The 20,823-nt window shown below is 38.9% G+C and carries 12 protein-coding genes, 1 tRNA gene, 3 rRNA genes and 1 pseudogene; 16 read left to right on the top strand and 1 reads right to left on the bottom strand.

Translation table 11 applies throughout. The features are described from left to right. Window positions 1-76 precede the first annotated feature (76 nt). The 5 genes and pseudogenes from JO40_RS12760 to JO40_RS12740 all read left to right on the top strand — a co-directional run bounded on the left by JO40_RS12760 (window position 77) and on the right by JO40_RS12740 (window position 7,908). Window positions 77-1,620, top strand: a 16S ribosomal RNA gene (locus JO40_RS12760). A gap of 145 nt (window positions 1,621-1,765) precedes the next feature. Next, window positions 1,766-1,839 (top strand) — tRNA-Ala (locus JO40_RS12755). Window positions 1,840-2,023: 184 nt separating this feature from the next. Beyond that, window positions 2,024-5,005: ribosomal RNA gene (locus JO40_RS12750) — 23S ribosomal RNA — on the top strand. 116 nt (window positions 5,006-5,121) lie between these two features. Then, window positions 5,122-5,233: ribosomal RNA gene (rrf, locus tag JO40_RS12745) — 5S ribosomal RNA — on the top strand. Together the 16S, 23S and 5S rRNA genes with 1 tRNA gene alongside form the textbook arrangement of a ribosomal RNA operon. A gap of 102 nt (window positions 5,234-5,335) precedes the next feature. Further along, window positions 5,336-7,908 (top strand): annotated as a pseudogene (locus JO40_RS12740) (DUF2339 domain-containing protein). Between the two features lie 110 nt (window positions 7,909-8,018). On the opposite strand, the gene JO40_RS12735 reads toward JO40_RS12740, so the two are convergent. Beyond that, window positions 8,019-10,067, bottom strand: a complete 2,049-nt coding sequence (locus tag JO40_RS12735; protein ID WP_044979629.1) for a prolyl oligopeptidase family serine peptidase — start codon at window positions 10,065-10,067, stop codon at window positions 8,019-8,021. A gap of 344 nt (window positions 10,068-10,411) precedes the next feature. Here JO40_RS12735 and mraZ point away from each other — a divergent pair, with 344 nt between their 5' ends. The 11 genes from mraZ to dprA are packed head-to-tail and all read left to right on the top strand — an operon-like array spanning window position 10,412 to window position 20,806. Then, window positions 10,412-10,846, top strand: a complete 435-nt coding sequence (gene mraZ / locus JO40_RS12730) for a division/cell wall cluster transcriptional repressor MraZ (RefSeq protein ID WP_044979874.1) — start codon at window positions 10,412-10,414, stop codon at window positions 10,844-10,846. 5 nt (window positions 10,847-10,851) lie between these two features. Further along, a complete protein-coding gene (gene rsmH, locus JO40_RS12725; protein WP_044979628.1) occupies window positions 10,852-11,805 on the top strand; it encodes a 16S rRNA (cytosine(1402)-N(4))-methyltransferase RsmH in 954 nt (317 codons plus the stop codon). Next, window positions 11,802-12,086: a cell division protein FtsL gene (locus JO40_RS12720; protein WP_044979627.1), complete on the top strand. Its 285-nt coding sequence runs from the start codon at window positions 11,802-11,804 to the stop codon at window positions 12,084-12,086. Before rsmH ends, JO40_RS12720 begins: the two co-directional genes overlap by 4 nt. Next, the gene (locus tag JO40_RS12715) at window positions 12,079-13,677 is read left to right on the top strand and encodes a UDP-N-acetylmuramoyl-tripeptide--D-alanyl-D-alanine ligase (protein WP_245608921.1); all 1,599 of its coding nucleotides are present in this window, start codon (window positions 12,079-12,081) and stop codon (window positions 13,675-13,677) included. The genes JO40_RS12720 and JO40_RS12715 overlap by 8 nt, the downstream gene beginning before the upstream one ends. Beyond that, complete coding sequence (gene ftsW / locus JO40_RS12710) at window positions 13,678-14,811, top strand: putative lipid II flippase FtsW (protein ID WP_044979626.1); 1,134 nt, start codon at window positions 13,678-13,680, stop codon at window positions 14,809-14,811. Further along, window positions 14,812-15,669 carry a cell division protein FtsQ/DivIB gene (locus tag JO40_RS12705; RefSeq protein ID WP_044979625.1) on the top strand — a complete coding sequence of 286 codons (858 nt, stop codon included), beginning with the start codon at window positions 14,812-14,814 and terminating at the stop codon, window positions 15,667-15,669. Continuing rightward, window positions 15,662-16,906, top strand: coding sequence for a cell division protein FtsA (gene ftsA / locus JO40_RS12700; protein ID WP_044979624.1), 1,245 nt, complete (start codon window positions 15,662-15,664; stop codon window positions 16,904-16,906). Before JO40_RS12705 ends, ftsA begins: the two co-directional genes overlap by 8 nt. A 25-nt stretch (window positions 16,907-16,931) precedes the next feature. Beyond that, entirely contained in the window at window positions 16,932-18,215 is a 1,284-nt protein-coding gene (gene ftsZ / locus JO40_RS12695; RefSeq protein WP_044979623.1) for a cell division protein FtsZ, read from the top strand. A gap of 22 nt (window positions 18,216-18,237) precedes the next feature. Then, window positions 18,238-19,152, top strand: a complete 915-nt coding sequence (locus JO40_RS12690) for a site-specific tyrosine recombinase (RefSeq protein WP_044979622.1) — start codon at window positions 18,238-18,240, stop codon at window positions 19,150-19,152. Further along, window positions 19,149-19,871: a tetratricopeptide repeat protein gene (locus JO40_RS12685; protein WP_044979621.1), complete on the top strand. Its 723-nt coding sequence runs from the start codon at window positions 19,149-19,151 to the stop codon at window positions 19,869-19,871. Before JO40_RS12690 ends, JO40_RS12685 begins: the two co-directional genes overlap by 4 nt. Window positions 19,872-19,873: 2 nt before the next feature. Further along, a complete protein-coding gene (gene dprA, locus JO40_RS12680) occupies window positions 19,874-20,806 on the top strand; it encodes a DNA-processing protein DprA (RefSeq protein WP_044979620.1) in 933 nt (310 codons plus the stop codon). The last annotated feature ends 17 nt before the right edge of the window (window positions 20,807-20,823 follow it).

Genomic DNA, 20,823 nt, shown 5'->3' with positions numbered 1-20,823 from the left:
TTACCAAATTCCTTAAAAATAAGGGACAAACTTAAATTAGAAATCAACCGCTCTTTAAGGGCGGCTTGAAATAATAATGATGGAGAGTTTGATCCTGGCTCAGAACGAACGCTGGCGGCGCGTCTTAAGCATGCAAGTCGAACGGTAAGGGAGAGCTTGCTCTCCCCTAGAGTGGCGGACTGGTGAGTAACGCGTGGGTGACCTGCCCTGAAGATGGGGATAGCTAGTAGAAATATTAGATAATACCGAATGTGCTTATACGGATAAAGCCGTATAAGGAAAAGGAGCTACGGCTCCGCTTTAGGATGGGCCTGCGTCCCATTAGCTAGTTGGTGAGGTAAAGGCTCACCAAGGCAACGATGGGTATCCGGCCTGAGAGGGTGAACGGACACATTGGGACTGAGATACGGCCCAAACTCCTACGGGAGGCAGCAGCTAAGAATCTTCCGCAATGGACGAAAGTCTGACGGAGCGACGCCGTGTGAATGAAGAAGGCCGAAAGGTTGTAAAATTCTTTTGCAGATGAAGAATAAGGGGAAGAGGGAATGCTTCTCTGATGACGGTAGTCATGCGAATAAGCCCCGGCTAATTACGTGCCAGCAGCCGCGGTAACACGTAAGGGGCGAGCGTTGTTCGGAATTATTGGGCGTAAAGGGTATGTAGGCGGTTAGGTAAGCCTGGTGTGAAATCTACGAGCTCAACTCGTAAACTGCATTGGGTACTGCTTAACTTGAATCACGGAGGGGAAACCGGAATTCCAAGTGTAGGGGTGGAATCTGTAGATATTTGGAAGAACACCGGTGGCGAAGGCGGGTTTCTGGCCGATGATTGACGCTGATATACGAAGGTGCGGGGAGCAAACAGGATTAGATACCCTGGTAGTCCGCACAGTAAACTATGTACACTAGGTGTCGGGGCAAGAGCTTCGGTGCCGACGCAAACGCATTAAGTGTACCGCCTGGGAAGTATGCCCGCAAGGGTGAAACTCAAAGGAATTGACGGGGGCCCACACAAGCGGTGGAGCATGTGGTTTAATTCGATGATACGCGAGGAACCTTACCTGGGTTTGACATCAAGAGCAATGACATAGAGATATGGCAGCGTAGCAATACGGCTCTTGACAGGTGCTGCATGGCTGTCGTCAGCTCGTGCCGTGAGGTGTTGGGTTAAGTCCCGCAACGAGCGCAACCCCTACTGCCAGTTACTAACAGGTAAAGCTGAGGACTCTGGCGGAACTGCCGATGACAAATCGGAGGAAGGTGGGGATGACGTCAAGTCATCATGGCCCTTACGTCCAGGGCTACACACGTGCTACAATGGTTGCTACAAATCGAAGCGACACCGCGAGGTCAAGCAAAACGCAAAAAAGCAATCGTAGTCCGGATTGAAGTCTGAAACTCGACTTCATGAAGTTGGAATCGCTAGTAATCGCACATCAGCACGGTGCGGTGAATACGTTCCTGGGCCTTGTACACACCGCCCGTCACACCATCCGAGTCGAGGGTACCCGAAGTCGCTAGTCTAACCGTAAGGAGGACGGTGCCGAAGGTACGTTTGGTAAGGAGGGTGAAGTCGTAACAAGGTAGCCGTACCGGAAGGTGCGGCTGGATCACCTCCTTTCTAAGAGAAAGGGTAAGTATAGAAGGTTGTTTTAACTTTCTAAATAATATACAAACTAATACTTGTATAATAGTCTTGAAGTACACAAGACAATTTGATACTTCTTTCTGTTCTTTCCTGAAACTCTTTTTTATAAAATAACTGAGGGGATATAGCTCAGCTGGCTAGAGCGGCGGCTTTGCAAGCCGTAGGTCAGGGGTTCGAATCCCCTTATCTCCATAAGGCCTTGTTTAACGACAAGGTTTTTATTCGCCCAATCGCTAAGAAAAGGCGAAAAGATATTTGACATAGATAGGGAAGGGAATGAAGGCGCTGGAATGTAAGTACATTACAGCGTGAAACTTAAGAAAAATACAAAACTTCTTTTTAAGCGAAAAGTGAAAGAAAGAAGGGACAATAATATGGTCAAGCGAAGAAATAGGTTTATGGCGAATGCCTATGGAGCTGAGAGGCGAAGAAGGCCGTGGTAAGCTGCGAAAAGTTCCGTGTAGGAGCACACATCCTGTGATACGGAAATAGCCGAATGGGGTAACCCGTTAGTAGTGATACTAACATTACGCTCTTGAATAAAATAGAGAGGTAAAGCGATACTGAGTGAACTGAACCATCTAAGTAACTCAAGGAAAAGAAATCAAAAGAGATTCCGAAAGTAGCGGCGAGCGAAATTGGAGGAGCCTAAACCCTTATAGAGGGAGTTGAAGGGCTGCATCGGCGTGGGACCGACAAGTGATAAATTCGATTTATAGCAGAAAGGTTTTGGGAAAGCCTGGCGAAGAGGGTGAAACCCCCGTAAGCGAAATAAATCGGACTTGTTGATGCAGTACCTGAGTACGGCGGGGCACGAGGAATCCTGTCGGAAACAGGGTCGACCACGATCCAAGGCTAAATACTACTCAAGCTACCGATAGTGAACAAGTACCGTGAGGGAAAGGTGAAAAGAACCCCAGTAAGGGGAGTGAAATAGAACCTGAAACCGTAAACCAACAAGATGTTACAGCCCCTTTATGGGGTAGTAGCGTGCCTTTTGTAGAATGAGCCTGCGAGTTACGATATGCAGCGAGGTTAAGGAATAGAAGTTCCGGAGCCTAAGGGAAACCGAGTCTTAATAGGGCGTATCAGCGAAAGCTGAAGTTTAGTTGCATGTCGTAGACCCGAAGCCGGAGTGATCTAGTCATGAGCAGGTTGAAGCAAGGGTAAAACCTTGTGGAGGACCGAACTATAATCTGTTAAAAAAGGTATGGATGACTTGTGACTAGGAGTGAAAGGCTAATCAAACCCGGAAATAGCTGGTTCTCCCCGAAATGCCTTTAGGGACAGCCTCATATAAAATTATCGGAGGTAAAGCACTAGTTGGACTAGGGGGCGTCAAAGCCTACCAAACCCAGTTAAACTCTGAATGCCGATAATCAACGTATGGGAGTGAGACTGCGTGCGCTAAGGTTCGCAAGTCAAAAGGGAAACAGCCCAGACCGTCAGCTAAGGTCCCCAAATACTGCTTGAGTGTGAAATGAAGTGTGGATACCTAGACAGCCAGGAGGTTGGCTTAGAAGCAGCAATTCCTTTAAAGAGTGCGTAACAGCTCACTGGTCGAGTGTCCATGCGCAGATAATGTAACGGGGCTAAGCAGTATACCGAAGCTACGGGTCTTATGCGATTAAAGCATAAGGCGGTAGGGGAGCATTCCATTAACTGATGAAGGCATACTCGCGAGAGGTGCTGGAGGAAATGGAAGAGAGAATGCAGGTATAAGTAACGAAAAGGGAGGTGAGATCCCTCCCCGCCGAAAATCTAAGGTTTCCTGGGTAAAGGTAATCTTCCCAGGGTAAGTCGGCCCCTAAGGCGAGGACGAAGGTCGTAGTCGATGGGAAATCGGTTCATATTCCGATACCTTTTATAATTTCGATGGCAGGACGCATGAGGTGAAACCCGGCCGGCTAACGGATGCCGGTCAAAGTAAGCGAGCCGTTAAAAAGGATGAATAGGCAAATCCGTCATCCAAGGTAAGCTGCGACAGCGAGTGAAACTAAGGTGGAGCGAAGCGGGCGTAATCAAGGTGCCGGGAAATACTGTCTAAGGTTAGGTTATAAAAGACCGTACCGTAAACCGACACAGGTAGATGGGATGAGAAATCTAAGGCGCTCGAGAGAACTCGCGTTAAGGAATTCGGCAAAATGCACACGTAACTTCGGAAAAAGTGTGGCCTCCTTTTTTTAAAAGTTGAGGAGGCGGCAGAAAGCAGGCCCAGGCGACTGTTTATCAAAAACACAGCCATCTGCGAACCAGCAATGGGACGTATAGGTGGTGACACCTGCCCGGTGCCGGAAGGTTAAGAGGAGAGGTTAACAGCAATGTGAAGCTTTGAATTGAAGCCCCGGTAAACGGCGGCCGTAACTATAACGGTCCTAAGGTAGCGAAATTCCTTGTCGGGTAAGTTCCGACCCGCACGAATGGTGTAACGATTCTGGGCACTGTCTCAACGCGAGACTCGGTGAAATTTATATACCGGTAAAGAAGCCGGTTACCCATAGTTAGACGGAAAGACCCCGTGAACCTTCACCGCAACTTATTATTGGGACTTGGTTTATCATGTGTAGAATAGGTGGAAGGCTATGAAGCTTGGCCGTTAGGTTGAGTGGAGCCGGCAAGTGAAATACCACCCTTGATAAATCAGGTTTCTAACTCTTCCCGTGAAGCCGGGATGGGGACAGTGATAGGCAGGCGGTTTGACTGGGGCGGTCGCCTCCTAAAGAGTAACGGAGGTGCGCGAAGGTCTCCTCACGCCGGTTGGAAATCGGCGCAGCGAGTGTAAAGGCACAAGGAGGCTTAACTGCGAGAGTGACAGCTCGAGCAGATACGAAAGTAGGTCTTAATGATCTGGCGGTAGCGAGTGGAAGCGCCGTCACTTAACGGATAAAAGGTACTCCGGGGATAACAGGCTGATATTCCCCAAGAGTTCACATCGACGGGAATGTTTGGCACCTCGATGTCGGCTCATCGCATCCTGGGGCTGAAGCAGGTCCCAAGGGTTTGGCTGTTCGCCAATTAAAGCGGTACGTGAGCTGGGTTCAGAACGTCGCGAGACAGTTCGGTCCCTATCTGCTATGGGCGTTGGATACGTGAGAGGAGCTGTTTTTAGTACGAGAGGACCGAAATGGACGAACCTCTGGTGTACCGGTTATCCTGCCAAGGGTAATTGCCGGGTAGCTATCGTTCGGAAGGGATAACCGCTGAAGGCATCTAAGTGGGAAGCCCGCCTCAAGACTACGTATCCCTGAGGGTTTAACCCTCCTAAAGACTCCTTGCATTACAAGGTTGATAGGTTGGAGGTCTAAGCACAGTAATGTGTTAAGCCGACCAATACTAATAAGTCGTGAGGCTTGACCATATTATTGTTTCTTTTTTCTATATATAAAAAATTAACCTTTTTTCTTCATTCTCTTACCTTATTCTTGCACTTAAAACTGAAGATACGGTTTTAAGTCCTTAATTTGTTTTTTATTGCCAGGTGGCCATAGTGGAGAGGTAATACCCGTTCCCATCCCGAACACGGAAGTCAAGCTCTCTTACGCCGATGATACTGCTGATCAAGTGGGAAAGTAGGATGCTGCCTGGCTTTTTTTTATTCCACCACCGGTTTATCGGATTGTCCATTCCTTGATTATTTAACTAAAAAATGTTAGGATGTACCTCTTATGTTCAAAACCGGAGTTAAGTCATGGTATTATTTTTGATTGTTCTAATTTGTATTATAATTTATATTATTTTTTTCCTATCAAAAATGCTGTTGAAATAAAAAAACAGAAAGAAGAAATTATTCTTTTAAAAACTAAACTTTCGGATTTGGAATTGAAATTTTCTAATGTTTCTCCAGAGGTTGAGGTGCCTGATATTGCCTATGAAGAGGTTGGGTCTGTAACTGATGAAGCGAAGCCTGAAGTATGGATTAAGGCTGGAGAAGGTTTTAAGAATGAAGAAAATGAAAATTATTCTTTTATTAAAGAATCTGCTACACCTGTAGATAAATCCTGTTCAAGCGAAAGTTCTACAAAAAAAGGAATTAAAGAAAAACATGCTGCTCTTTCTCCCTATTTTAAGAATTTATTTTCCATAGAGTCCATTATAAGTAAGCTGGGGATTATCCTGCTATTGATAGGCGTGGGCTTTATTTTTAAGTTAAGCTATGATAAAGGATATATAACAAAAGAGGTTGCTTTGGTTATAGGCGGCTTGATAGGTATCTGCCTTTGCTTTTTCGGTTTTAGGAGTGCGGCTAAGTCCCGCCTTCTTTTAAGTCAAGTTCTGTTTGGCGGAGGTATAGCCGTTTTTTATATCACCGTCTACGCTGCTTATTTGAGGTACGGTATTTTAGGAGATTTTTCCGCCTTTGTATTTTTAAGTTTGATTACGGCTTTTTCTTACACCCTTTCAATTATGACCACCTCTTCATCAATAGCAATAATCGGCTTGCTTGGTTCCCTTATAATACCTTTTGCCGTAGATTTAGGCTTTTTAGGTTTGACAGGCTTCGGACTTTATGTATTTGCAGTTTCGGCTCTTTCATCGGCAGTTTACTTTTTTAAACGATGGAGGCTTTTGCAGTTTATCTCGCTGATTTCATTTTTAGGAATTTTAACCCGTCTTTTACTTGTCACGGTTTTGAATGTCGATGATGCGGTTCTGTTTTTCGGCCTTGTTCTTTTATTGATGGCCGTTCATATCATTCCCGATCTTTATTTTTATTTAAAGGATGATGAAAAGAAAAGGGATAAAATTCTGTCTCCTGCTTTTGCCGTTTTAAATTTGGGTTTTTCCTTATTTTTAACATATAAACTTTCTGTTTATAAATTTGCGCCTCAAAGTACGGCCTATCTTATTTTTTCATTTTTTTACATAGTTTTAGCCTATCTTGCTTTCCGAAAAAAAAGAATGGATAATTTGGGGATTATCTATCTTGCAGGGGCTTTGCTTTCTCTTTATGTAACGGTGGTGGACAGGTTTACCTATGATATTCAGCCCATCCTTGTATTAAGCATGGCCTTTTTAGGATTTTGGCTTTTCCGCAAAAAAGAAGAATTAAAAGTTTTTGTTTTGCTTCACCTTCTTTTTGCTGCAGCTTATATAATGGCGATAATTTCACTTGGGCGGGATTTTGACAATCTTACGCCGCTGTTCTTTTTCCTTCAAGGAGCTTTTTACCTTGTTCCGATGGGCTTATCGGTTTTTATACAAAAAGAAAAATTTAAAAAGGCTTATCAAGGATTTGTTTTTCAAGCCTATATTTTTATATTTTTGATCTTCAGTTTGTATAAACTTGATATAAAGAGGACGGAAATTTTTGCTCAAGGCCTTGTGCTCGTCCTCATAGTTGTTTATAACCTTATGCATCATAAACTTAAAAAAGAATGGTTCTATGAGCGGGCTGTAGATGCGGGAATTTTTATTTTATTTTTATTTTCGTTTGCAGACACTTTAAATTGTTTTTTTAAATGGAACCGCTCTTATGTATATCTTTTTCTTGGAATTGAAGCGGCTCTAAGTTTTGCAGTTTACGGTTTTTCTCTAATAAAAGAAAAAACTGAAAATGCCCGATTTTTTTACAGACTTTGCTTTTTTATTTTAATGTTGAAAATTATGCTTTTCGATTTTTCTATTGCGGCAGATCAATTTAGATATGGAATTTTACTTTCGGGACTTTTTATTTTAGCCTTGGATAAATTTTATAAAAATAAGCTTAATAAAGATAAGGCAAGTTTAAATGTCGGCCGGATATTTTTGATTACCGTTGCATTTTTTTATTATGGGTTTATTTACAGCCGTATGCCGCATCAGGATGCAATCCTCATTAAAATCTTGAATATAGATGCTATTTCGGTTGTAATAAATATTGTCAATGCCCTTATATTGATTGCTTTTTTTAAGATATTAAAGCTGCCTCAAATTCTTTACTTTGCAGTTATAAGTATTATCTTTGTTTTCTTGAGTTTTGTAGATATTTATCTCCCCGTAAAAAATGGAGGTATCTTAACCCTTCTTTGGGCTTTTTATTCCATAGCTTCATTTGTTTATTATTTACGGAAGGGAAGGGCTAAGATGGTTTATATTTCGCTTGGGCTGATAATATTTGTTGCGGCAAAGCTGATTATTGTTGACTTAAATACTTTGAATATTTTATCGAAGGTTATCACTTCTTTGGTGTTTGGAGTTGCTCTTCTTTTATTGAGCTATGCAATTCAGCCCATGTTAAAAAAGTTTGGAAAAGTTGAAATTGGAAAAACCGAAGAAAAGTAGAGAGCCTTTAAAAAAGATTTAAAGGCTCTCTTGGCCGATTTAGTAAAATCGGTTTAGTAAAACGATTTAGTAAATCGGTTTAGTAAACCTGTTTAATAAAACCGATTTGGTTAAACCGTTTGATTAAATATAAAGGCGTAGATATCGGCCGTTTCTTCTATTATTTTTGCAGTGGGTTTGCCTGCTCCGTGGCCTGCTTTTTCGGTTATACGGATGAGGATCGGGTTTTTTCCCTTGTAAGTGTCGTGCAAGGCTTGAGCATACTTAAAGGAGTGTGCAGGAACAACTCTGTCGTCATGGTCACCGGTACATATCATAATGGAAGGATAGTTTATCCCTTCTTTTACGTTATGGAGGGGCGAGTAGGCATAAAGATATTCAAACATCTCCTTACTGTCCTCGCTGCTTCCGTATTCATCAACCCAAGCCCAACCTATGGTAAAATGCTGGTAGCGGAGCATATCCAAAACTCCAACCTGAGGGATTGCAACGGCAAAAAGATCTGGGCGTTGGTTTGTTACGGCTCCTATTAAAAGGCCTCCGTTTGAGCCTCCTTGAATTGCAAGTTTTTTATTTGAGGTATATTTGTGCTCTATCAAATATTCCCCTGCTGCAATAAAATCGTCGAAAACATTTTGTTTTTTCATCTTTTTTCCGGCTGAGTGCCATGCTTCTCCGTATTCAAGACCGCCGCGTAAATTTACACAGGCGAAAATGCCTCCTTTTTCCAAAAAGGCCATTCTGGCTGCAGAAAAGGCTGGCGGAAGGGAAATAGCAAAGCCTCCGTACCCATACAGAATCGTTGGGTTATTTCCGTCGAGTTTAATATCTTTTTTTGAAACAATGTGCATAGGAATCTTTGTTCCGTCCTTGCTCTTAAAAAAGACTTGTTCGCATTTAAATTCTTCCGTGTCGATTGGAATTGCAGGAACAAAAAAATCGGTTAAAGTATTTGTTTTTATATCATATCGTATGATTTTGTTGGGAGTTGTATAAGAGGTAAAATTGAAAAATAAAGAGTCTTCATTTTTTCGTGTTCCTGAAAAGGTGATGCTTCCATTTGCAGGCAGATTTATTTTTGTGCTGTTTTTTCCGTCAAGATCACTGATAAAGGCTTCATCCTGAACATCCCGCAAGTAAACCGTAAGGATTTTCCCGCCGCAAAGGGCTGCACTTGATAAAAGACAGTCTTTTTGCGGTATTACTTCTTCGATGGCTGCTTCACTTATATTGTTTAAAGATGTCTTTACAATTCGGTAAAATGGGGCTTCTTTATTGGTTGATAAATATAAAAAGCCCTTTTCCGTTTCAAGAGGGTAGATGCTGTCATTAAAATTTTTATTGTATTGTTTAAAACAGTGTGAAGATTTGGGGAGCCCTTCGCTTAAGTCCGCAACAAAAAGCATGTTGCCCTCACTTCCGGCTTCAAAAGCCGTGATAAGGAGGGTCTTCTCATCTTCAGTTGTGCTTGCAGTAAAAGAACGCAAGGGATGATCCTTGTCCTCAAAGATAAGGATATCTTCATTTTCGCTTGTGCCAAGTTTATGATACTTGAGTTTTTGAAACTCATTTTTTTCGGTTAAAGCCTTTCCCTTATCGGGAGCATCATAGGAGCTGTAAAAAAAGCCGTCCTTATACCATGCTATATTGGAAAATTTTACCCAATGTATGTGCTCTTTGGTATCGGTCTTTTTTTCGGCATCAAAGACGAAGATTTCTTCCCAGTCGGAGCCGCTTCCTGAGACGGAATAGGCCATGTATTTTCCATCCTTAGAAAAAGCTATGTTTTTTAAAGCTGTAGTTCCGTCCGAACTTAGCTTATTCGGATCGAAAAAAACTTCAGGAGAGCTTTCCGCTTTTGTATTTCCGCTTTGGCGGTACATAATGCTTTGATTTTGTAAGCCTTCCGTTCTAAAAAAATAATAAAAGTCTCCTGCCTTAAAAAGACCTGAGCGTTTTTCATAATCCCAAATTTCCTCGAGCCGTTTTTTTAGCTCGCCTCTGAAAGAGATTTTGGATAAAAAATCTTCGGTTTTTTTGTTTTCTTCTTTTACCCAGTCTATGACTTCAGGGGCATTATCATCTTCAAGCCATCGGTACGGATCAGGAACGATAGTTCCAAAATAATTATCATAAACATCGGATTTTTTGTATTGCATCAGCTTCTCCTATAAAAACTTTTTGTAGGAAGCTTCAGCTTCCGAAAAAAGTTTTTTCAAGCGGTTTGTTTACAAACCGCATATAATAATGCGACGTTTTGTACCTTTGGTACAAAACTCGGCAGATAAACAGCGAGGCACCATTTGTGGCGAACTGTTTATCACACCTCCTATAAAATATCGATAGATAATAGAAGAAAGTTCGTTTTTATTCAAGTAGTTTAAAAAATATTAAAAAATCGAAAAAAAATACACTTTTTTTAGATAACCCGCTTGACATTCTAAATTTTTATGATAAAATGGGTGTAGGTGGGAGAAAGTAGTAAAAAGTGGGTAATTTTGCAATGACCGGAGAATATAAGAATACTCTTGATGAAAAAGGAAGAATTATGTTTCCGGCTAAAATTCGTGCAGAATTACCCGATTCAAATTTGGTTATTACAAGAGGTGTAGGTAACTGTCTTTGGATTTTTACTGCGGATAAATGGAAAAAGTTTTCGGATGAGATTATGAAGAAAACTTCTTTGTTTAAAGCACAATCTTTGTTGGTTATGAGGCGCTTAATTGCCCCTGCCCAAGAAATTGAGGTTGATAAAAACGGCCGTATATCTATTCCCCAGAGCCTCCGCGAGTGTGCAGGGCTCGAAAAAGACTGCATTATTTTAGGTCTCGGTAAATGCTGTGAATTGTGGGATCTAAAGCAATATGAAAAATATTTAAAGGAGAGTGAGCCGGATTTTTCTGAAGCCGCAGAAGCTTTAGGGGAAATAGGTTTTTAGGTTTTATGCAGCCAGTTCACAGATCGGTATTGCTTGAAGAATGTCTTGAATTATTAAAACCGAATGTTTCTGATAATCTTTTTGTAGACGGAACATTGGGCGAAGGAGGGCATACTGAAGCTTTTTTAAAAAGATATCCTCAACTGAAGGTGATAGGTGTTGATGCCGATGCTTCTATTCAAGAGCGTGCAAAAGAAAGATTAAAAGCTTTTGGAGATCGTGTGAATTTTCACTTAGGCTGGTCAGATGAATTTTTTAAAAACTATCCTAAAGACTTTATTCCTCCCAATTTAATTCTTTTGGATTTGGGTATATCTATGTTTCACTATGTAAAATCGGGAAGGGGGTTTTCTTTTTCTTCTGACGAACCCTTGGATATGAGACTTAATCCTGAGCTTAGTGTAAGTGCCGCCGATATTGTCAATTCTTATAATGAAAAAGATTTGGCGGATTTGATTTTTAATTACGGCGAAGAACGTTATTCAAGGAAAATAGCTTCCCGTATAGTTGAACAAAGATCTGTGACTGCTTTTAGTAATGCAAAAGAATTGGCTGATTGTATTTATAAGGCGGTTCCTCAAAACTACAGACATGGAAAAATTCATCCTGCGACAAAAACTTTTCAAGCTCTTAGAATTGCAGTGAATGGAGAACTGGATAGACTTCCTCGTCTTTTGGAGGCGGCTTTTTCGGTTTTGGCTCCTAACGGACGGTTTGGAGTTATTACCTTTCATTCTCTTGAAGATAGAATTGTAAAGTTCTATTTTAAAGAACTGGGAAAAAACTGTACCTGTCCTGAAAATGTGCCGATATGTAAGTGCGGGGGCAGGCCTAAAGCTGAAATTTTAACAAAAAAAGCCGTTAAGGCTTCGGATGAAGAAATAAGATTGAATCCTCCCTCGCGAAGTGCCCGTCTTAGGGTTTTACGAAAAATTGATTATAGGGAGATTCAAAAATGAAAAAAATATTTGCAATCGTTTTAACTTTACTAATTCCTCTTTTATTGTTTTTGATTGTTTTGCAATCATCAAGATATGTAAGTGTTGAGAGGGAGTTGGCGGATTATAATAAAGAACAGGCTAGAATTGTAGAAGAAAATAAAAATAAAATTTCAGGAATTTCAATTTTATCAAAACCGGAGCGTATAGAAAAAATTGCCGTTGAAGAATTAAAAATGCGAAAGGCTTTGTCGGGCGAGATTTTGAGGGTTTCAATTTCAAAGGAGAATAAGGATGGATAAAGAAAACTGCAAAACAAATTTAGAATATCCTCTTATGACCTTTGAAGAACTGCTACGAAGTACGGAGGGTAAACTTATTTTTTTATCTTTACCGTCGAAAAGTTTTTCTTCTGTAGCGATAGACAGCCGTAAGGTAAAAAATAATTCTCTTTTTATTCCTTTACGAGGTGAAAATCAGGATGGACATATTTATATAGAGTCTGCTTTAAAAAAGGGGAGTAAATTTTTTGTTGTTGATTTTGAACATCTTAAAAAAAATGAAAACAATCTTATCTCTCTTTGTAAAGAGTATGGAGCTTCTTGTCTTGCCGTAAAAAATAATTTAAAAGCTTTGCAGGATGCTGCCGGTTATTATCTGAAAAAATTTCCGAATTTATATAAAATCGGTATAACGGGATCGAGCGGAAAAACTACTACAAAAGAAATTTTAGCTTCAATATATTCTCAAAAATATAATACTATTTGGACAAAGGGCAATTTGAATTCAGAAACGGGTTTACCTCTTTCGATTTTTGATGTCCGTCCCGAACATGAAGCCGGCATATTTGAGCTCGGTATGAATCGTAGGGGTGAGATAGCTGAAATAACAAAAGTTCTTTTACCAAACGCAGCTATAATTACAAATATAGGAACCGCCCATATCGGTATTCTCGGCACAAAGCAGGCAATTGCTGAGGAAAAAAAAGAAATTTTTTCATGCTTTAATGATGATGCCTTAGGCTTTATTCCGGAATGTGAATTTACCGATTTTTTAAAAGATGTTTTGCATGGTTCGATTTTTACGGTTTCGGATAATGATTCTTCATTAGTTCAAAAGGTTGAAGATGCCGGAGTGATGGGGTCAAAAATTTTTTATAGAGGAGAAGAAATTTTATTTCCATTACCCGGAGTTTATAATGTAAAAAATGCTCTTTTATGTATAGCCTTATCGGAAAAAAAAGGATTTTCAGCTAAGGAAATAAAATCGGGTTTAGAAGCTGTGCGGCCTTTGTTTGGTAGATCTCAAGTGCTGCACGGCTTTGTAACCTATTTTTTAGATTGTTATAATGCAAATCCCGACTCAATGGAAAGTGCAATCAGGTTTTGTAATTCTTTAAACATCGAGTCAAAAAAACACTATGTTTTGGGTTCAATGCTTGAGCTTGGAAAGGAGTCTGAAATTCAACACAAAAAAATTATAGAGGAAGCATTAAAATCAAATGCCGATAGTTTATATTTTTTTGGAGATGATATTTGTTCCGCCTATAAGGCTGCCTGTAAGGCTGTCTGTAAGGCTGCCTGTAAGGCTGCCTGTAAGGCTGCCTGTAAGGCTGCCTGTAAGGCTGCCTGTAAGGCTGCCTGTAAGGCTGCCTGTAAGGCTGCCTGTAAGGCTGCCTGTAAGGCTGTCTGTAAGGCTGTCTGTAAGGCCGCCTATGAAAATACAAGATTTGATAGCTCAAAGAAAATATATTTGTTTAAGACGGATGAATTCGATTCTTTAAAAACAAATCTTAAAATGAATTTATGTAAGGATGATTTTGTTTTATTAAAAGGTTCAAGATCTATGGCTCTTGAAAGACTGGAACCTGTTTTAAAAGAAGGGGAGTTTTAAATGGTAAAACATATTATTGCAAAAAAAAATATTCGTTCCGAAAAATATGATTTTGTGTTTGCTATGTCCGTTCTTCTTTTATTTGGAGTTGGTTTTGCAACATTATATTCAGGATCTATTTATTACGCTCAACGTATTTTTGATAATCATCTTTATTTTGTAACTAAACAGATAAAACATTTTATATTAGGTATTATCGCAATGACGTTTTTTCTCTTTGCCGATTTTTCTACGATAAGAAAAATATTGCCTGCTATAATGTTTGTAACTTTAATTTTTTGTTTATTACCGTTTGTTCCGGGTATTGGAGAAGAGAGAAACGGAGCTTTAAGATGGGTTAATATCGCCGGTTTTATATTTCAACCTTCGGAACTTCTTAAACTTTCTTTGATTTTATTTTTAGCTAATTTTTTTGATAAGAAAAAAGGAAATTATGATCAGCCTTTAATTTCAGTAATTACACCTTTTATTATAATGTCCTTCTTTGCTTTATTAGTATATTTGGGAAATGATTTTTTCGGATCAATATTTATTTTATTGATTGGTGTACTTATGTTTTTTATAGCAGGAGTTCCTCTTTTATGGTTTGTAAAAGCTATAGTGTCGTTTAGTCCGCTCGTGATTTTAATGATTGTTACAAAGGAATATAGAATGGAACGGATTCTTTCTTTTTTAGATCCCTCACGGAATCCTTTAGATTCTGGTTTTCAAATACAAGCCTCTCTTAATGCTTTAACCAGCGGCGGTTTTTGGGGGCAGGGTTTAGGTAACGGTATTCGAAAAATTGCAAGTGTACCTGAAATATATTCCGATTTTATTTTTGTTGTATGGGCGGAAGAAATGGGATTTATCGGCGTTATTTTTTATATTGCACTGCTTGCGTTTTTTGCATTTTTTGGTTATCGCATAGCGTTCGGTTGTAAAAACAGATTCGGGGCTTATGTATCTTTCGGAGCTGTAAGTTGTATTATAATTCAGTCTCTTGTGAATTGTGCTGTTGTTTCAAGACTGCTTCCTGCTACAGGCATACCTCTTCCGTTTTTTTCATCCGGAGGATCTTCATTGGTAGTTACATTTTGTTTATGCGGTTTGGTTTTAAATGCATCCGGCTATGTGAAAAAAAAGGAGAAATAAATGGCGGATATTTTATATAATTGGAATAAAGATGAATATTTGAGTGATGCGTTTTTTAAAGATGAAAAAGCCGCATCTCAAAAAAAATCTAAATTTAAACCTATTATAATTAAAATTTTTATTATTACACTTGTTTTAACTTTAATAGGTGAAGCGGTATTTTATGCCGTTATTTTGCCTTATAATTCCATAGCTGTCATAAATGTATCAGGTTGTTTGGATATTAGTTCCATCGAAGTAAAAAAACTTGCGGGTATAGATAATAATACCAAATGGCTTAGTATAAATTCATCTGAAATTTCCAGACGATTAGTGTCATATCCCGGAATATCATCTGCCACAGTAGAAAAAAAATTTCCTGATAAAGTTTCGATTAAGATAGTTGAGAGAAAAGCTGTTGCCGTAGCTTTTACTGAAGTTAACGGAAAGACTGTTCCAATGGAGATTGACGGATGCGGAGTCGTTTTTAGAATAGGTTCTCCTATACTTCAAACGAATTTACCGATTGTTACGGGACTAACTTTTAAAAATCCGCGTGAAGGTATGCAAATTAATGAAAAACTCTCTCAGCTTTTTGTTCAACTTGATATTCTACAAAAAAAATATCCGGTTTTAGTAAATGAAATTTCAGAAATAAAAATTCAACCTAAAAAATACGGAGGATATGATTTGGTTATTTACCCGTTGAAAAGCCGATTATCTGTAATAACGGATAAATTTTTGACGGATGAATCTTTACGGTACATGATGCTTATTCTTGATGTTGTAAAAGATATAAATTTAGAGAAAGATATTATTGGAATTGATTTACGGGGAGCTAATGCCGTTTATATAAAAAGAGAGGCTGAGTATGAGTGATGATATAATCGTAGGATTGGATATAGGCTCTAAAAATATTAGGGCTGTTGTTGCCGAAAAAAATGCAGAAGGCCATTTACAAATTACGGGTATCGGAATAAGCGAGTCTACAGGTATGCGTAAGGGAATAGTTACAAATATAGAAAATACTGTCCAGGGAATAAATAAGGCGGTAGATGAGGCTGAGGTAATGTCGGGTGTGGATATTTCTCAATGTACCGTGGGATTAGGAGGAGTTCATATAGAGGGTATAAATTCTAAAGGCGTTTTTCCTATAAGAGATAAGGGTAAAAACAATAAAGAGATTGATCGAACGGATATAGAAGCTGTAATTAACTCGGCGAAAACTTTTGAGCTTCCTATGGATAGACAAATAATTCATGTGATTCCTTATTCTTATAGTGTGGATAAACAACATGGAATTAAAGATCCTTTGAACATGATAGGTATCAGACTTGAAGCGGAAGTGCATGTAATTACAGGTGCCGTTACGCCTATAAAGCATATACCTAATTGTGTTTTAAGATCCAATTTAAATATTGACGGCTTAATGTATAACGGATTGGCTGATGTAAGAGCTGTAATGACAACCGATGAGCAAGAACTTGGTTCAATTCTAATAGATATTGGAGCAGAGACCACCGATATAGTTGTTATGCAAAATGGAGGTCCTATAATTACATATTCTTTACCTGTAGGAGGAGTGCAGGTTACAAATGATCTTGCAATTGTAAAAAATATTCCGTTTGATATGGCAGAGAAAATAAAAATTTCAAGCGGTTGCTGTTGGATGCCGTTTGTGGAATCCGACGAACAAGTTTTGCTGCCTTCTTTTGGAGGCAGAGGGCCTGAAGAAATATATAGAAGTGAAATATGCGAAATATTGCAGGCACGTATGGCTGAAATTTTCGTAATGGTAAAAAACAAGGTGGACAGTATGCTGCATGGTATTCATCTTGGAGGCTCCGTTGTTATATGCGGCGGAGGCGCATTGTTAAACGGCACTACAGAGTTAGCAGATGAAATTTTTGGAATGCAGTCTGCCAGATTGGGAATCCCTTCAACTATAGGAGGTCTTGTCGGCGAGTATAGAAGCCCTGAATTTGCTACAGTGTTGGGATTAATATTACATAGATTCGATGATCAAAATAAGATTGGTCGGATTTCAAGTTCCAGAAAAGAAAATTCGGGACTTGTTTTTTCAAAATTAAAAGATTTTATAAAAGAATTATTTTAAAATTGCATACGGGAGGGTTATTGGTATGTTATATGAAATTGTAGAAGATAAGGTTAATACCGAACAAATTGGAGCAGGGTCTCCGGCTGTAATTAAAGTTATAGGTGCCGGTGGAGGCGGATCAAATGCCGTTAACAGAATGTTGTCAAGCAATATGAGATATGTTGACTTTATAGTTGCAAACACTGATCTTCAAGCTTTAAGTCATTCAAATGCTCCGCTAAAATTGCCCATAGGAACAAAAATTACCAAGGGTTTGGGTTCCGGAGGTGATCCTGAAATAGGCGAGCAGGCTGCTATTGAAGACCGAGAGGCTATAGCAAATGCAATAAAGGATGCCGATATGCTTTTTATTACTGCCGGAATGGGCGGAGGCACGGGAACCGGTTCGGCTCCGATTATTGCAGAAATTGCAAAAGAACAGGGGATTTTAACTGTAGCCGTCGTTACAAAGCCTTTTGCATTTGAGGGCCGAAAAAGAATGAGTCTTGCTGAAGAAGGAATAAAAAAATTAAAGGAATCGGTTGATACTGTAATTACTATTCCCAATCAACACCTTTTAAAAATGGTAGAACCTTCCACTCCCGTTGTAGAGGCATTTAAAAAAGCTGATGATGTATTACGTCAAGCCGTTCAAGGTATTTCCGATTTGATTTATCAACATGGAGAAGTTAATGTTGATTTAGCTGACGTTAAATCAGTAATGAAGGCTCAAGGGAATGCTCATATGGGCGTAGGCGTAGGTGAAGGACAAAATAGAGCCGTGGATGCTGCAACAAATGCAATAAACAATCCCCTTTTGGAAGAAGCTAGAGTTGAAGGTGCTCAAAATATTTTGGTAAATATTTGTGGTGATGAGAAGCTGAGCATGCATGAAATACAGGAGATAATGGAAATTATAACGGCAAGTGCCGATCCCGATGCAGCTATATTTTTTGGGGCAACTATTGATCCGTCAGTAGGCAATAAAGTTGTTGTTACATTGATCGCAACCGGCTTTAGGCCTAATGATACATTTTTGATGGATGAATTGAATGTTAATGTAAAATCTTCCCGTGAAAAAGAAGAAGCCTCGTCATTAAACGATAATTCTTTTATGACATCTACCGAATGGAATATATTAAATAAAACTAAGGCGCCAAGTCTTTCCGGTTTAGGATTAAGAAACAGAACCGAAGCTCCTTTAGAAAAGCAATATGAAGGTGTTTATGCTTCAGAAAAAAAACCTTCATTTAGTTCAATTGTTCCTCCCGTAGAAAGTGATTTGGATACTCCTGCATATTACAGAAATCAAAGTGCATTAAGATGATTTATTAAAGGAGGAAAATAAACTGACAAAAATACAGCTAAGGGCTTTTTACGGATTTTTAATTTCAGCGGAATCTCATTCCAAGGCAACAGCTCAAACGTATATTAACACTTTACAATTATTCCAAGAGCATATGTCCGTCGCTCTAATTGAAAATGCAACTGAAGCCGACTGTATTGATTTTATTTTGTATAGATCCGAATCCGGGATTATGGCTAAAACCATTGCTAAGGATATTGCAGCTCTTAATTCCTTTTTTAGATTTTTGATTATCGAAGGAGTTAGAAAAGATAATCCGAGTGAGAGTATCGAAAGACCTAAAAGAGAAAAAACTTTACCCAGAGTTTTATCTCCGGATGAAGTAGACAGTCTTTTTGCTGCAATTCCTTTGAATTCTCCCAATAACATCAGAGATAGGGCATTGTTTGAGTTGATTTATTCGGCAGGACTTAGAGTCAGCGAAATTGTTAATTTAAAGCTGGAAGATATTTTTTATGATGAAGACTTAATTAAGGTTACCGGAAAAGGAAATAAAGAAAGGATAGTTCCTTTTGGAAGTGCTGCAAAGTACTGGCTTAAAAAATATATACTTGAAGCCCGTACCGAGCTATTAAAACCTAAGCATTCTGAAAACACTTTTAATTCAGGTTCCGTGTTTTTAAATAATCACGGTTCTGTTTTAACCAGAAAAGGAATTTGGAAAAGAATAAATGAACTTTCAAATTTTTCCGGTATTGAAACAAAGGTTCATACTTTAAGGCATTCTTATGCTACGCATTTACTTGCCGGAGGAGCGGATTTAAGATCCGTACAATGTCTTTTGGGGCATTCAGATATTTCTACGACTCAAATTTATACGCACATTGAGGATAAGTCTTTGCAGATGTATCATAATAAATTCTTTGATACTAAAGAATTAGAAAGAGGTATAAAATGAAAAAATATTTTTGCGCTGTCATAATTATTTTGTTGTTGGCTTTTATATTGGGAAGCTGTAATAAGGTTACAAGTCTTCGCCGTCTTCAAGAGTTGGAAGAGGGTGTAAGCAACCCTAATACAGAAGCTGAATTAAAGGATGCTATAAGAAAATATGAAAAAAGAGTTGATGATATAATTATTGCAGAAGGACGCATAGGTATTTGGTATAAAATACTCGGGTCAAGATATATGGATCAAAAAATGTATAAGAAAGCATTACAGGCCTTTCAATCTGCATTGGAATATTATCCGGAAAATCAAAATTTATTTTATCAAACCGGACTTGCTGCGAGTTTAACGGCAAAAAATTCTTTAGATTTTGAATTAACCGGAACCGATATTGAGAAAAAAAGATATTTTGCTCTTGCAGTTTCTGCTCACACTCGTGCGCTTGAAATAGATCCTAAACATTCCAAGGCTGCTTATGCGTTGTCGGTATTGTATATATTTGAATTAAATAGACCTGCGGATGCGATTCCCGTTTTGGAAAAAATTGCAGAGTGTGAAAAGAAGCCTATAGATCATTTATTTTTACTTGGGACTGCTTATTATATGACAGGTGAAAATGAAAAAGCTATTGCCGTTTATGAACGCATAATAGAAATTTCAAGCAGTGCAGAAAAAAAAGCAAAGGCCGAAAGCAATATTAGGGAGATTAGGAGTTCTGGAGGAAGATAAAAATGAATATATCCGAAAAAGAAAGGCTGTATATAGGATTATCTCATTGTTATTTTCTCAAAGGAAAAGAAAAGCTTATCTTGTCTGAAAAACTTGATTCCTTATCTTCCTTTCTTTCTCTTTCTATAAAGGATATTTCTGAAATTATAGAAAGGCCGGTAAGACCTAAAAAATGGGATAAAGATTTACTTAAATCTCTTACGGATTCAAGTATAAAACTTATGAACTTATACGATATAAGGATGCTTTATTTTTATGACTCGGTATTTCCTCCTCAGCTTCGGGAAATTCCCGATCATCCATTTACCGTGTTTTATCGCGGGGATTTTCCGTCTCTTGAACAACCTATGCTTGCAATGGTAGGAACAAGGCGCCCGACTGGGGACGGAATTGAGCAAGCATTGAATTTAGGAAAAGAATGTGCCGAAAAAAATATTCCGGTGGTTTCAGGATTGGCCTTCGGTATAGATGCTTTTTCTCATAGAGGCTGCCTTGAAGGAAAGGGTAAGACCTTGGCCGTATTGGCCTGCGGGCCGGAAATGATTTATCCCCGTTCAAATAAAAAACTTGCTGTAAATATTTTGGAATCTGGCGGCTGCATTTTAAGTGAATATGCTTCGGGAACGGAACCCTTGTCCTACCGCTTTCCCGAAAGAAATAGAATTATTTCGGGACTTTCACGTTCGGTTATAATTGTAGAAGCTCCGAAAAAATCGGGAGCTCTTATTACTGCCGACTTTGCATTGGAGCAAGGCAGGGATGTTTACGTATGCAATCTTCTCCTTAATTCATTACAAAATGAAGGCGGTAAAGCTCTTTACGAACAAGGGGCGTTTGCTATAAAATCCATAGATGATATTTTACATGACTGGAAATATCCTACGGAAAATCATTTAAAAAACAATCAGCAAAATATGCTGTTTACTAATTTATAGATTATGAGGTATTGATT

The organism is Treponema putidum (assembly GCF_000755145.1).
Lineage (GTDB): Bacteria > Spirochaetota > Spirochaetia > Treponematales > Treponemataceae > Treponema_B > Treponema_B putidum.
Note: the sequence above shows the minus strand (reverse complement) of the source record. Positions and strands in the feature narration are given on the sequence as shown.